The organism is Verrucomicrobium sp. BvORR106 (genome assembly GCF_000739655.1).
Taxonomy (GTDB): domain Bacteria; phylum Verrucomicrobiota; class Verrucomicrobiia; order Verrucomicrobiales; family Verrucomicrobiaceae; genus Verrucomicrobium.
Map to the genome: position 1 here is coordinate 1 of NZ_BATR01000104.1, position 14,098 is coordinate 14,098.

Here is a 14,098-nt window from a genome sequence, read left to right on the forward strand (position 1 = left end):
TGCTCTCGTCGATCCGGTCTGCCAGGAAGGTGGAGCACACACCACCGCGCGTGCGGCCGTGGCTCTCATAGCGCACGGTGGCCACAGTCAGGTGCACCTGCTCGGGATTGGCGGCGAGGCTGGAGGAGATGGAGTACAGGCGGATGTTCAGCTTGCGCAGCAGGCCAGCCAGTTCTGCGGGCTCAAACTTGGCGGTCGGGTTTTCCTGAAGGATGTCCAGCACGTCGCTGCCCCAGAGGTACTTCTTGAGCTCTTCTTTGCGCTCGGGGGTGGTGAGGGAGAGCAACTCGCTGTTGCCTGCCTTGTCGGCCACGGCCTTGAGAATCTTGTTGTCCACTTCCGTGATTGCGTAGACCTCGATCAAGGCCTGGCGGATCGTGGTTTCACCGCCCTTCGGGTGGGGCACCACTTCGGAGCCGCTGAATCCTTGCACCTGCAGGATCAGATCCACAAGGGCCGGGTCATTCGTGGGCAGCACCGCCAGGGAGTCCCCCGGGAGGAATTCCATGCCGGAGCCAGTCAGGTCGATCTCGTAGTGACGCGTGTTCTTGGATGCACCGGGGCCGGTCAGGTCATAGGCACGCTTGAGGCGCGCGATGAACGGATTCTTGACGTTGTAAGCGGGCTTGTTCGTTGCGGCAGTGCTCATGTGTTCGGTGCGTAGCAGATGGAAAGAGGGCGGTCAAACTAGGGGGGCGAAGTGGGCTGTCAACCCGAGGGGATATCTTCCTTTGGCTCAATCCGGGGCTAAAGAAGCAAAAGTCTCGCCAAAGCAGGTGGCAGATACAGGTTTGACATGTGTTCAAATGAACTGTAGTCTTTGCCCATGAACGAAGCTTCTCAGGCGCAGGCAACCCGTCCTCGCGGTCGTGGAGCCGGGGACAATCCAGACCAGAGATTCACCCAGCTTCACGTGAGCTATGAGGAGGGGGAGGCCCCATCGAAGGTGACGACGAAGTTCTTTGTGGATCATTCCCAGAGCATCATTACGACCAACAACAGCCCGGATCTGGGATTTGGCGGGAGCATCAATCCGTACCGCGGGTGTGAACACGGCTGCGCCTATTGCTATGCACGACCCACGCATGAATACCTCGGGTTCAGTGCCGGACTGGACTTTGAGTCGCGCATCATGGTCAAGCCGGATGCTCCCGGGCTCCTGCGGTCAGCCCTGATGCGACCGAAGTACGAACCGGACCGGCTGGCCATGAGCGGGGTGACGGACTGCTACCAGCCGGTGGAGCGGAGCATGAAGATCACCCGAGGCTGTCTGGAAGTGCTGGCGGAGTGTCATCATCCAGTGGTGTTGATCACCAAGAACCATCTGGTCACCCGGGACATTGATCTGCTGGCCAAGCTGGCTGCGGATCATGCCGCGGCGGTGTATCTCTCGATCACGTCTCTGGATCCCAAGCTCGCGCATGTGCTGGAACCGAGAGCCTCCTCGCCCGCCATGCGTCTTCAGGCCATGCGAACGTTGCATGAGGCAGGAGTGCCGGTCGGGGTATCGGCTGCGCCCATGATCCCCGGGCTGAACGATCATGAGTTGCCCGCCATCATCGAGGCGGCGGCAGAGGCCGGGGCGAGCTTTGCCAGCTATACCGTGGTGCGGCTTCCCTTTGCCGTGAAAGACGTGTTTGCGGACTGGCTGGATGAGCACGTTCCTGGGCAAAGGGAAAAGGTGCTGGGCAGGATTGAGGAATCACAGGGGCGAACCTTGTCGCACCCGGAATTTGGCAAACGTCTCAAGGGCGTGGGAGTGTGGGCAGACCAGATCGCGCAGGTGTTTCAAGTCAGCCTGAGAAGAAGTGGCATCGCGCAGAAAAGGCCGCCCGTGCTCAGCGTGGCGGCCTTCCGTAAGCCGATGGTGCGTGGGCCTCAGATGGAGCTCCAGTTTTGACGGGATTCACGGGAGAGGCTTTTGCAGGAAATGCTCAGTTTGAGTCGGGGGACTCTTTCAACTGGGGCTTGTCCTTGCCTCCCTCGGTTTCGATGGAGATGGTTTTGGTGGCCTTGTTAATCTTGATGAGAGCGGGAAGACGGGCCACCCGGTTGTCTCTGACATTGAGTGCCCAGGCTTGAAGGGCAAGGTCTCCGTCAGGGAGGGCGGGGGCTTTCACGATGCCTTTCCAGGGGTACAACTGGGGCACGGTGAGGTCCTCGAGGTTCGAGAACTCATAGTCGAGTCCGTAGATGCGCAGCCACTGGTGGGTCTGGGGCTGCATCAGGCCGATGACCTTGTCTCCCTGGGTGATGAGCACGAGATCGCTGGGGTGCTTGGTGCCGAAGCGTGCATGGCCGGAGATCTCCAGCCCGCCATCCTCCTGGAACTGTGCGGTCAGGACGTTCGCCTTGTCCTTGGGCAGGGTTTTCTTGTCCTTGGTGAAGGTGCTGAGATCGGGCGACTCCAGGATGCGAGTCTTGAAGAGTCCCTGGCTGCGGAGGATGTTCACCGCGTCCAGGCAATACTTGTAGTCTTTGCACAGCACGTTCATCTCATCCCGGCTGAGCTGGAAGTGCGGCAGGAACATGGTGAGGCCCTTCGACTGCCAACGGGCGCGGTGCCAGATCTCTGTGAGATGGAGCGAGTAGCGCCAGGAGGGAATCTGGGCGGTACAGAAGACGGCGAGCATCGCGGTGGCGACGATGGAAACGGCATGGGAGGGAAAGAGACGGGCGGCCCAGTTGGCTGGATTTTGCCGCAGCCAGGTCACCCACTCGCGACTGTGCAGGAAGGCCAGGGCCATGGTCGCTATAGGAAGGAAGGAACTGATGACCAGATATCGGGTGGTGGTGGACCGGTGTTCCCCGATGTGGGCCCGGCCTTTGCTGATGGAGAGGGCGACGCCGATGACGTAGGCGGAGAGGGCCAGCCATGGCAGGGCCTGCGGCCAGAGCCGACGACCGGTCTTGGTGAAGACCGTCAAGGCTGCCACCACCAGGAATGCCCCCAGCACCCAGATGCCGAAGAACTCGGCCGAATCCAGCGGGTGATCTTCAAACGGAGTGCGGGCGAAGGGGTTGCCCAGGAATCCGAGGAAGAAGCCTACGAACTTCTTAATGTTCTCCGCCGAGTTGAGGCTGATGCCGCCTTCCAGAGCGTAGTCGCCCGGTTTCAGATTGTAGGCGTGGAAGGCGACGTTGTAGAAGTTGCTGAAGTAAGAGACGATGGTGCCGGCGGCCACGGCAATCCAGATGCCCCCCATAAGAAGGCGGGTCTTGAGCGGGGCCAGATTGGGATGCAGGAGGATGTAAACCAGGATCACCGGCCAAAAGACCAGGCCGTGGGAGAAGGAGTGGGTGGCCATCTCCGCGAGGAGCAACGCAGCGGCAAACAGCAGCCAGGGACGCTTGGCCGTTGGCGGGAGGGAAGGCGCAGGCGAGTCAGGAGTGAAGGCATTGAGAATCGCCAACAGGCAAGGCACTGGAATCGCCATCCACATGGCTGCTCCCCAGAAGAGGATCTGGAAGAGCATGGGAGAGAAGATGAGCAGGTTGGCCGCAAAGGCCAGGGCGGCCACCCAGAGGCTGCGCCCCAGGGTCTTGCTCATGATGCGCCAGGTGAGCAGGCCGCTCACGAAGAACAGGAAAAACGTGAAGTAGTTCTCCCAGCGGAAGTCTCCGCCGCTCAAATGGCTCAGGGTGAGAATGATGAGCCGTGGGATGACAATGCGGTGCTGGATCTGCGGGGCATAGAGGTCATGCCAGCTCAGGGTGCCGTTGTGCCACTTCTGCAGGAGCGGAGCATTCTCCCAGGTGTCCCAGCAGGCGATGTCCACGCTCTTTTCCCAGACGAGCATGCCGGTGAAGAGGGCCGGCGTGAAAGCCAGGAGAAAGATCAGGACCCGTTTCCAGGAAAACGAGCTTCTGTTGGGGGCTGCGGTCTGGCTTTTGTCGAGGTTCATGTGAGCGTCGGGCCGATCCATAGCCGGGTATTACCGGGGTGCGAGAGTAAATCCATGAACAAAAGTTTAATTGATGCTGGCCGTGAGGAAAATAACCTCGGGTTGTCCCAGCACCTCCGGCAGGAATGGCAAATGAACCCGCGACCCACCACTCCCGGCATCCTTGGATGTCTTCTTTTGTTGTCTTGATGCTGGGCGGGGCTGCGGTCCCGGTCTCGGGAGCGGACGGCACCACGCCTCCCCAGTACAATCGGGACGTCCGCCCCATTCTGGCAGACCATTGCTTCAACTGCCACGGGGCGGACGAGCGGCAACGCAAGGCCAAGTTGCGGCTTGATGAACGAGATGGGGCCTTGTCCAGCAAGGCCGTCGTGCCCGGTCATCCTGAGGCGAGCGAACTGATCAAGCGCATTCTGACAGAGGATCCGGAGGAGGTGATGCCTCCGCCCAAGTCCCACAACACGCTCACGGAGGATGAAAAGGCCACTCTGCGGCGCTGGGTCGAGTCCGGGGCCGAGTACCAAAAGCATTGGGCGTTTATTCCGCCTCAGAAGGTCGAAGTACCCGCGCCCAAGACACTTCCATCTGGATGGGACGGTGCGGTGGACGCGTTTGTGCTGAAACAACTGGAGGACCATGGGATGGCTCCAGCCGGGCCAGCGAATCGAGAAGCGTGGCTGCGTCGGGTGACCTTTGCCCTCACCGGGTTGCCCCCGGGGATCAAGGAAATGGACGCATTCCTCGGTGACACCTCAGGAACGGAAGCCGATGCACGGGCCAAAGTGGTGGATCGCTTGCTGGGCTCACGTTCCTATGGCGAACATCTTGCCAAGGACTGGCTGGATGCGGCGCGCTATGCCGACAGCTATGGCCGCCATGAAGACGGTGACATGCTGGTGTGGCCCTGGCGAGACTGGGTGATCCGCTCCTTCAACAACAACCTTCCTTACGATCAGTTTGTCCTCGCTCAAACGGCCGGTGACCTCCTGCCGGGATCCACGCGAGATCAGAAGGTGGCCACTGCCTTCAACCGGCTGGCGCAGCAGTCCAATGAGAGCGGGAGCGATCCTGAGGAATTCCGGCTAGATCAGGTGAGTGACCGGGTGCGGGCCAATGGTCTGGCCTTCATGGGGCTCACCATCGAGTGCGCCAAGTGCCACGACCACAAATACGATCCGATCAGCCAGCGCGAGTACTGGCAGATGGCGGCCTTCTTCGACAATATCGACGAGAACGGCGTGTACTCGCAGTTCTGCCCCAAGGCCACGCCTTCGCCCTCACTGCTGCTGCCTGATGCCTCTCAGGAGGCGAAGCTGGTGGACCTGCAGCACCAGATCGAGACGCGTGAGCATGCCCTGGAGGCTATGCGCAAGGAGGCGACGGCCGCCTTTGAAATACAGATCGCCGAAGAGGGGATCCCTGGGGCGTCCAAGTCCGGTCTTGTCAATGGCATCAAGGCGCTGTTCGGCTATCGGGAGTTCAATCCCTGGACCCAACGGGCCAAGGCGCACTTCGATTTTGAACCGGAATCAGTGGCGAGGCAGGACGGTGATCGGGTGCTGCTGAATCGTGAGGACAAGGAGAAGGCTGCACGGCTCCGGGTGAAGCTGGATCCCATCGAAAAAGGAGCTCGTGGCAAGGCCATGCTCATGAAGGGGGATGATGAAATAAACATCCCGCGCATGGGCGATTTCAACGAGTATGACGCCTTCAGTTTCGCCGTCTGGCTCCAGCCGGGTGAATCGCGTGAGCGGGCAACGGTGGTGGCCTGTTCCCGTGGTGGCAACGATGATGGGCGGGGCTATGAGGTGGTGCTGGACAACGAGGTGCCTTCCTTCGCCCTGATGCACTTCTTCCCCGGCAATGAGATTCGCATCCGCGCCCGGACCTCCCTGCCGCTGAACGAGTGGAGCCATCTCGCCGTGACCTATGACGGCTCCAGCCGGGCTGAGGGCATGAAGTTGTACATCAACGGGGAGTTGGCCTCCGTGGAGGTGGTGCACGACAACCTGAAGAGGGACATCTCCCGCCGCGAGGAGTGGGGGGACATCGGCATCGACCAGGTGCGTTTCACCCTGGGAGGGCGGGAGCATGATTCGCCGCTCAAAAACTGCGGGGTGGACGAGTACTACCTGTTCGGTCGCGACATCTCCGCGGGTGAGGTCAAGAACCTTGCTGGCGTGCCATCCCAGACGGCGGACTGGCTGGACTGGTGGCTGGCCCTCAGACACGATGGCTGGAAGAAGGCCCATGCGGAGCTGAGGAAACTACGCGAGGCCCGTACCGCCGTGACCAATGAGGTGCTGGAGATCATGGTGATGCAGGATCTGCCCGTGGCGCGGCCCAATTTTGTGCGCTTGCGCGGTGACCACCGTCAAAAAGGTGAGCCGGTGCAGCCGGATGTGCCGCAGCAGATCCTGCCGTGGCCGGATGGTGCCCCGCGCAACCGGCTTGGCTTTGGCCAGTGGCTGGTGAGTCCGCAGCATCCGCTAGTGGCCAGGGTGGCGGTCAATCGCGTCTGGCAGATGTTCTTTGGTCGCGGGTTGGTGGGCACGCCGGAGGATTTTGGCACGCGCGGGGAACTGCCCTCCCACCCGGAACTTCTCGACTGGCTGGCTTGCGACTTCCGTGATCACGGCTGGGATATGAAACGGCTGTGCCGCATGATCGCGCTCTCAGGAACCTTTGGACAGAACGCGATTCCAGCGGATCCCGCCCAGTTGACGACCGATCCTGCCAACAAGTGGCTGGCTCGAGGGCCGGTGGTCCGTCTGGCCGGGGAGGAACTGCGTGATCAAGCGCTGGCCGCCAGCGGACTCTTTGCGGACAAGGTGGGTGGCCCCAGTGTGTATCCTTATCTGCCTCTGGGAATCTATCGCGACAGCGGCTTGCAGCAGAATTACGTGGAGAGCCAGGGGGAAGGCCTGTATCGACGCAGCCTCTACACCTTCTGGAGGCGCACGCTGGCTCCTCCGAATCTGGCGGCGTTCGATGCCCCCACGCGCGAGGTTTGCGTGGTACGCCGGGAGAAGACCAGCACTCCGGTGCAGGCGCTGGTGTTGCTGAACGATCCCCAGTATGTGGAGGCTCAGAGGGTGCTGGCGGCCCGGGTTTTGAAGGAAGCCGGGGATGATGATGCGGCGGCCTGTGCGGCAGCTTTCAGGCTGCTGCTGGGCCGGCTTCCCTCCGAGCAGGAGCAGGTTGTCCTGCGGCGCCTGCTGAGTGGTCACTCGGATCACTATCGGGCCCATGAGGATGAAGCCAAAGCCCTCTTTCAAAACGGTCACCATGTGGCCGATGAACATCTCGAACCCGCCCGTGTGGCGGCCATGGCCATGGTGGTGCGCACGCTCATGAGCCACGTGGAAGCCGTCAACCGTTGATCCCCATGACTGACTATTCCAACATTACGCGGAGACAGATGTTGAGCCGGGCGGGCTGTGGTCTGGGCGGCCTGGCCTTTGCCAGCCTGTTGGGTGCCGCGGAGTCGGGCGCAACCCCGGGACTCTCTGGCTTGCCCGGGCTGCCGCACTTTGCTCCCAAGGCCAAGCGGGTGATCTTCCTCTTCATGAGCGGCGGGCCGTCGCATGTGGACAGCTTCGACAACAAGCCGGTGCTGCTGAAGCGCCAGGGCGACAGTCTGCCTGAGAGCTATCGCAAAGGGGCGCAGAAGCTGCCCGGCATGTCGGGCAATCAGACACTCTTCCAGCTCAAAGGCTCCTCGTACGACTTCAAGCAGTATGGCCAGAGTGGGGCGTGGGTGAGCGATGCCTTTCCCCACACGGCGAAGATGGTGGACGACCTCTGTTTCATCAAGTCGATGCACTCAGAGTCGGTGAATCATGACCCGGCCATCACGTTTATCCAGACCGGTTCACCGCTGGCAGGTCGCCCCAGCGTGGGGTCCTGGGTGCAGTATGGGCTGGGGCGTGACAACCAGAACCTGCCGGCCTTCATCACCATGATCTCACGCCGTTCCGTGGATCAACCGTTGAGTGCCAAGCTGTGGGGCAGTGGGTTCCTCCCGACACAGTATGAAGGCGTGCAGTTTCGCGCTTCCAAGGATCCAGTGCTTTATCTGGGAGACCCGGCTGGCGTGAGTCGCGACACGACGAAGCGGGTGCTGGATGGTCTCAAAGATCTTCAGGCCGCGCAGTCAGGTGTGAGTTCCCAAGCCGCCACGGCTGCTGCGCTCGATGCCCGGTGGGCGGAGTACGAGATGGCCTTCCGCATGCAGACCTCGATCCCCGAGGTGACGGACCTGAAGGAAGAGCCGGACCACATCTTTGACCTCTATGGTCCTGATGCTCGCAATCCGGGGACTTTCGCGGCGAACTGCATCCAGGCGCGCCGTCTGGCTGAGCGTGGCGTGAAGTTCGTCCAACTCTTCCATCCAGGATGGGATCTGCACAGCAACATGGAGAAGGGGTTCCCTGTCCTGGCCCAGGAAGTGGACCAGCCCTGCGCCGCGCTCATCGCCGATCTCAAACAGCGTGACATGCTGAAGGACACCCTGGTCATCTGGGGTGGGGAATTTGGCCGCACCTGCTACCTGCAGGGGCGTCTGGGCAAGATGGGCCAGGGGGGCAGGGATCATCACCCGAACTGCTTCACCTTCTGGATGGCGGGAGGCGGTGTGAAGCCGGGGGTGACCTATGGGGAGACGGATGAGCTGGGGCATGCCATCGTGCGGGATCCCGTGCATGTGCATGATTTCCATGCGACCCTTTTGCATCTGCTGGGGATTGATCACGAGCGGTTCACCTACCGCTTTCAGGGACGGGACTTCCGGCTCACGGATGTGTCGGGGAGTGTGGTGAAAGGGATTCTGGCATGATCGGGTCGCGTTCTGCGGACTTTTCCCAGTTGCATCCCCGGGCCGACGGTGGAGTATCCGCGCCGATGACAGAGTCCCCGGCGCTGCCGAAGTTTTGTGTGGTGATACCCTGCTACAATGAGCAGGAGTCGATCCCTGTGCTTGTGGAGAAACTGACGCCCGTGCTGGAAGAGGGAACAGCTGGCTCGTGGCAGATTCTGTTTGTGGATGATGGCAGCCGGGACGCCACCCCGTCCATGATCTGGGAGCTCCATGCCAAGGATCCCCGGTACCAGGGAATCCGGCTGAGCCGCAACTTCGGGCACCAGCCCGCTGTCTGGACGGGAATCGTGAATGCGCGGGCCGAGTGCATCGGGGTCATCGACTGCGACCTGCAAGACCCACCGGATGTGCTGATGCAGCTCTACCGGAGAGTGGTGGACGGCGGCGTGGACATCTGCGCTGGCGTGCGTGGCAAGCGTGAAGAGGCCCCTTGGTGGCTCTGCATTGCCTACAAGACCTTTTACCGCCTGATGGGCTGGTTGGCTGAGCACGATTACACTCTGGACAGTGGGGACTTCTGCGTGGTGAACCGCCGCGCGCACGCCGCTCTCTGCCGCCTGGGGGAGGCTGCTCCCGTCCACCGCGGACTGCGCTCCTGGGTGGGGTTCAAGCAGGACACCATCACCTATCTCCGCCCGCCGCGCCTTCACGGGCAGAGCAAATACAACCTGACCCGCCTCGCGGTGCTGGCGATCAACAACCTGGTAAACTTCAGCACCGCCCCCCTTCGCCTGGCCACACTGGTCGGGCTGTTCATGGGGTTCATCACGCTGCTGGCTGCCGGATTGTTCCTCTTGAACCGGGTCTTTCCCAGTTTCTCACTCTTCGGCTACTACGTGGGGGCCAATCCCGGGACGGCGACGCTGGTGCTCTACACCTCGTTCATCTCCTCCGCCCTCTTCTTCTGTCTGGGCATCATCGGGGAGTACCTGGCCGTGGTGATCAAGGAGGTGAAGCGGCGGCCGGTCACTGTTATCGCGGAAAAAACGGAGTGACGAGCTATTGCTTGCCGAGGGGCGCGGGGGGTGCTTTGATCCGCGCTTCCTCGTACTATGGCATCAGAGATTGTCCCAGCCCCCGCCACACGCAGCCGTGTCTGGTTTGAAACCGCATGGCCTTGGCTGAAGCGGATCGTGCCCTGGTTGCTGGTGCTGCTGCCTGCGATCCTGCTCAATCGTCTGATTCAGGAGCACAAAGTGAACATCCCGTTCCTGGACGACTGGATGTTCGTCCACATGGATGCCAAGCTGGCTGAAGGGACCCTGCGGTGGCAGGATTTCTTCATGGTGCAGATGGAGCACCGGATGGCGTTTGTCCGGGGGGTGATCATGCTGTTTCACCATTTCTCTCCGGGTAATTATACGGGTCAGATGTGGCTCAGTTGGGTGTTGTTGGCCCTGACGCTGGTGAATGTGGGAGTGCTGCTGCGCAAGACGACGGGGGCTCCGTTCCGGGTCTGGTGGCCGCTCCTGGCTCTGGCGAGCGTGGCGCTCTTTTCCCCGGTGCACTACCGGATCGTGCTGTGGGCGATGATGTTCCAGGTCATCTGCCCGGCCTTCTTCCTGTCGCTGGCGATGGTGCTGCTGCTCTCCCGGTGGCCGTTGTGGATCCGTTTCATCGGGGCGGTCCTGTGTGCCCAATGTGCCACCCAGTGCTTCGCCACGGGCATCCTGGTCTGGGTGTTGATGATCCCGATGATCCTGTGGTCGGGGGCGATCCCCAAGACGCAGAGCCGCTACCTCTTCCTGATCGCCTGGATCGGGGTGTTTCTGGTGACCATGGGGTTGTATTTCCACGATCTCAAGAACGAGACGGATCCCCAGTTCTCCTATAAACAGGGGGAGGAGCAGACCATGGGGAGGAACTTCAGTTCCTTCTTCAAGAACCCCGGCAAAGGCCTGGAGTTTGTCGTGCGGTTCCTGGGGTGCCACTTGGGGCGCGGCTGGAGTGTTTCCGTGATGGACGCGTCATTGCTGCTGGGGGGGCTTTCGCTGGCGCTGGTAGCGGCGTTCTCCCTGTTGTGGTTGAAGAAGTTCAAGGATGAGACCCTGCGACAGCGGCTGCTGCCGTGGCTGCTCTTCGGCGGCTACTCGGTGGGCGCTGCGGTGCTGACGGCGGTGGGGCGCAGCTGGGCCTCCCAATCAGGGGACAATGCCATCCATGCCCGGTACACCATCCATGCGGTGCCGCTGACGATCTCTTTGGTGGTGCTCGTGTGGATGGTCTCGCGGGAAATCCGGCATCGGCGCCCCCAGTGGAGCAAGGTGACGGTGCAGACCGTGACGGCGGGGGCTTACATGCTGGTGGTGGTACAGGCGGTGTCCTGGACCTTCGGCGAGCGCATGATGGCGGTCTGGGAGTCCTCCCGACTCCGTGGTGCAGCCAACACCCTGTTCTTCAACACGGTGTACAATACGGAAGGCGATATTGCCGGAAACCGTGATCTGGCGCGAAAGGCCAACGAGCTGAACTTGCTTAATCCGCCGATGCTCAAAAATGCACGGTTGGACAACTTCAGCCTGACTCCCAAACTGCTGAATCAGAACACGGCCTTCTTCCGGTCCTGCGTGGTGCATGGGGTTGATGGGGAGGCCGAGGCTGTCGTCGAAGGGTTCGCCTGCCTGCCCAATCGCATCCGCGTGGCGGACGCCGTGATCTTCGCCTACAAAGACAAGGCGGACGGGCACTGGGAGATCTTTCACGTCTGCCAGGTCATGGGGATGCCGCTTTACCTTGTGGATCTGATGGCGCGGGACCTTCAATTTGTGCACACACCGCCCGGCTCTCTGGAGCAGGAGGGGCTGGCGGGATTCCGGGGTAGCTTTTCCTTCCAGCAGCTGCCTGCCGGGGAGCACCGGATCATGGCCTGGGCTCTGGATTACAAGAGCCAGCGGGTCTATCCAATGTCCGGCTTCTTTGAGGTGGATACCGTCAAGAAAAGGGTGAAGAAGCTGGGGAGCGATCCCAAGGAGGTGAATCTGCACTGGTTCCTGGAGAAGGGGAAAGGCAACCCGAACTGGGAACAATTGAAATGACAACGGGGGCGAAACCAGCCCAAGATGGGGTGAAGGTTCTCCCCAGAAACCGTTGAAACTCCGATCACTGCTGCTAGGAAGACACCATGCGTATCCTGCTTGCTCTGGACAAGTTTAAAGGCTCCCTGTCCGCCCGTGAGGCGTCGGATGCCGTCCGACGCGGGCTGGCCGCGGCCGGAGTGGAGGCAGAGATCTGCACGTGTCCCATTGCGGACGGTGGCGAGGGCTTCACCGAGGCCATCATGACCTGCGTGGGCGGGCAGTGGCATGAAGCGCCCGTGCACGACGCCAGGGGACGGGACCGGGTGGCCAGGTATGGCATCATCGACCGCAAGGGCCACACCGAGGCGGTCATGGAGATGAGCGCGGCCTCCGGGCTGGCCATTGTGAATGATCTGCCGCTGGATCCTGCCGTGGCGACCACGCGGGGTACGGGCGAACTGATGCTCCATGCTCTGGAGCAGGGGGTGAAGCGCATTTTGATCGGCATCGGCGGGAGCGCCACCAACGACGGCGGCACGGGCATGGCTTCCGCGCTGGGCGTCAGGTTTCTGGACTCTGACGAAGTGACCGTCGAAGACCTGCCCGCGGAAATTGAAAAGGTGCGTCGGATTGCCAAGACGCATCGACTGCCGGTGGACGTGGTGGTGGCGTGCGACGTGACCAATCCGCTGCTGGGTGAGCATGGTTGCACGCACGTTTATGGCCCGCAAAAGGGGGTGAAGGATCTGCCGTTTTTCGAACAGCGCATGACCCGCCTGGCTGACATGGTCCGCCGGGATCTGGGGTGCGATCATCAAAACGAGCCCGGGGCTGGTGCCGCGGGCGGGTTGGGCTTTGGTCTCATGAGTTTCTGTGGAGCCCGCCTTCAGAGCGGCTTCGATCTGGTGGCTGAGGTCACCGGCTTGAGAGAACACATCCTGGAAGCGGACCTGGTCATCACGGGCGAGGGCAAACTGGATGCCCAGACTCTGCACGGCAAGGGGCCCCTGGGCGTGGCAGACATGGCCCGCGAGGCGGGGAAACGGGTGATCGGCGTCGGTGGCATCATCGATGACAGCCCCGAATTGCGTCGCCGCTTTGATGGTCTGGTGCAGGTGAAGCCCCCGGAGGTGCCGATTCCCGAGGCCATCCGTCGGGCCTCCGAACTCCTCGAACAGGCCATCACCAAGTGGGCCTCTCACTACGAATTTATGGCTCCCGTGTGAGTCGTTTCGGTCATTGAATTTCTCGTTAGATCTGTTGAATTTATGGGTAAAAAAGTTGTTTTGTTGTTCTCGGGCCAAGGTGCCCAGAAGGTGGGCATGGGCCAGGATCTGGCCGCCGCGTATCCCAAAGCCAAAGCCTTGATCGACCGTGCGGATGAGACGCTGGGCTTCAAGCTTTCCGAGGCAATGTTTCAAGGGCCCATTGAGGAATTGACCCGTACCTCCCGCTGTCAGCCCGCTCTGTACACCCACGGCCTAGCGGTGTTGGAAGTGTTGAAGGATCTGGTGCCCGATCTCGAAGTGGCCGCTTGTGCGGGCCTGTCCCTGGGAGAGTTCACCGCCCACGCTGCGGCGGGCACGTTCGATTTCGAAACCGGTTTGAAGCTGGTCTATCAGCGCGGCACCTTCATGGAAGAAGCCTGCGAGGAGACCAAGGGCGGGATGGCGGCCCTGATTGGGGGCGAGGAAAGTGCGGTGCGGGAACTCGCTGCAGAGTGCGATGTGGATGTGGCCAATCTGAACGCTCCCGGCCAGATCGTGCTGAGCGGCAGTGTGGATGGCATCAAAGCCGCGGTGGCCAAGGCCAAGGACAAGGGCATTCGCAAGGCAGTGGAACTCACCGTGGCCGGAGCTTACCACTCCCGGCTCATGAAGTCTGCCCAGGACAAGCTGGCCGCAGTCTTGCAGAACACGCCCGTGCAGCTCTCATCGACCCCGGTGGTGAGCAACTACGAGGCGGATGCCGTGACGAGCGACATCGTGATCCGCACCACCTTGGAGCGCCAGGTGACTGGCTCCGTGCGCTGGTCCGAGTCCATGCAGCTTTTGCTCAAGGAGGGGCATGATTTGTTCCTTGAACTCGGCCCCGGCGGGGTGCTTGCGGGCTTGATGGGCCGCATCCAGAAGGGCGTGAAGGTGCTTTCGATTGAGGATGTGAAGGGAATCGAGGCGGCAGTGGCGGAGTTGAACGCCTGATCCTCTAGCTCATAAAGGTTTCAGTTTGGGGCGGCGGCTTTCATCGGAAAGTCCGCCGCTCTTGTGTCTCCGGCCAAGCCGTTCTATGGTCGGGTC

The 14,098-nt window shown here is 61.4% G+C and carries 8 protein-coding genes and 1 pseudogene; 7 read left to right on the forward strand and 2 right to left on the reverse strand.

What is annotated here, in order from left to right:
• Positions 1–649 (reverse strand): annotated as a pseudogene (locus tag BV106_RS18300) (hypothetical protein); the annotation flags it as partial.
• 177 nt (positions 650–826) lie between these two features.
• Here BV106_RS18300 and BV106_RS18305 point away from each other — a divergent pair.
• Entirely contained in the window at positions 827–1,900 is a 1,074-nt protein-coding gene (locus BV106_RS18305) for a PA0069 family radical SAM protein (RefSeq protein ID WP_038167093.1), read from the forward strand.
• Between the two features lie 34 nt (positions 1,901–1,934).
• On the opposite strand, the gene BV106_RS18310 is transcribed toward BV106_RS18305, so the two are convergent.
• On the reverse strand, positions 1,935–3,905 hold the full coding sequence (locus tag BV106_RS18310; protein ID WP_265595821.1) for a hypothetical protein: 1,971 nt from the start codon (positions 3,903–3,905) through the stop codon (positions 1,935–1,937).
• A 167-nt stretch (positions 3,906–4,072) separates the two neighbouring features.
• On the opposite strand from BV106_RS18310, the gene BV106_RS18315 reads away from it, so the two are divergent.
• From BV106_RS18315 to fabD, 6 genes are all read left to right on the forward strand, one after another.
• Positions 4,073–7,288, forward strand: a complete 3,216-nt coding sequence (locus BV106_RS18315; protein ID WP_265595822.1) for a DUF1553 domain-containing protein — start codon at positions 4,073–4,075, stop codon at positions 7,286–7,288.
• A 5-nt stretch (positions 7,289–7,293) separates the two neighbouring features.
• Complete coding sequence (locus BV106_RS18320) at positions 7,294–8,742, forward strand: DUF1501 domain-containing protein (protein ID WP_038167097.1); 1,449 nt, start codon at positions 7,294–7,296, stop codon at positions 8,740–8,742.
• Positions 8,743–8,807: 65 nt separating this feature from the next.
• Entirely contained in the window at positions 8,808–9,779 is a 972-nt protein-coding gene (locus BV106_RS18325; protein ID WP_051946025.1) for a glycosyltransferase family 2 protein, read from the forward strand.
• Between the two features lie 57 nt (positions 9,780–9,836).
• Positions 9,837–11,819: a hypothetical protein gene (locus tag BV106_RS18330; protein WP_038167098.1), complete on the forward strand. Its 1,983-nt coding sequence runs from the start codon at positions 9,837–9,839 to the stop codon at positions 11,817–11,819.
• An 86-nt stretch (positions 11,820–11,905) separates the two neighbouring features.
• Positions 11,906–13,027: a glycerate kinase gene (locus BV106_RS18335; protein ID WP_038167099.1), complete on the forward strand. Its 1,122-nt coding sequence runs from the start codon at positions 11,906–11,908 to the stop codon at positions 13,025–13,027.
• Positions 13,028–13,069: 42 nt separating this feature from the next.
• Positions 13,070–14,002, forward strand: a complete 933-nt coding sequence (fabD, locus tag BV106_RS18340) for an ACP S-malonyltransferase (protein WP_038167100.1) — start codon at positions 13,070–13,072, stop codon at positions 14,000–14,002.
• Positions 14,003–14,098 lie beyond the last annotated feature (96 nt).

Excerpts from the sequence above, each read along its gene's own strand:
- BV106_RS18305 (WP_038167093.1), top strand. The coding sequence starts at position 827 with ATGAACGAAGCTTCTCAGGCGCAGGCAACCCGTCCTCGCGGTCGTGGA.
- BV106_RS18310 (WP_265595821.1), bottom strand. The coding sequence starts at position 3,905 with ATGAACCTCGACAAAAGCCAGACCGCAGCCCCCAACAGAAGCTCGTTT.
- BV106_RS18315 (WP_265595822.1), top strand. The coding sequence starts at position 4,073 with ATGTCTTCTTTTGTTGTCTTGATGCTGGGCGGGGCTGCGGTCCCGGTC.
- BV106_RS18320 (WP_038167097.1), top strand. The coding sequence starts at position 7,294 with ATGACTGACTATTCCAACATTACGCGGAGACAGATGTTGAGCCGGGCG.
- BV106_RS18325 (WP_051946025.1), top strand. The coding sequence starts at position 8,808 with ATGACAGAGTCCCCGGCGCTGCCGAAGTTTTGTGTGGTGATACCCTGC.
- BV106_RS18330 (WP_038167098.1), top strand. The coding sequence starts at position 9,837 with ATGGCATCAGAGATTGTCCCAGCCCCCGCCACACGCAGCCGTGTCTGG.
- BV106_RS18335 (WP_038167099.1), top strand. The coding sequence starts at position 11,906 with ATGCGTATCCTGCTTGCTCTGGACAAGTTTAAAGGCTCCCTGTCCGCC.
- fabD (WP_038167100.1), top strand. The coding sequence starts at position 13,070 with ATGGGTAAAAAAGTTGTTTTGTTGTTCTCGGGCCAAGGTGCCCAGAAG.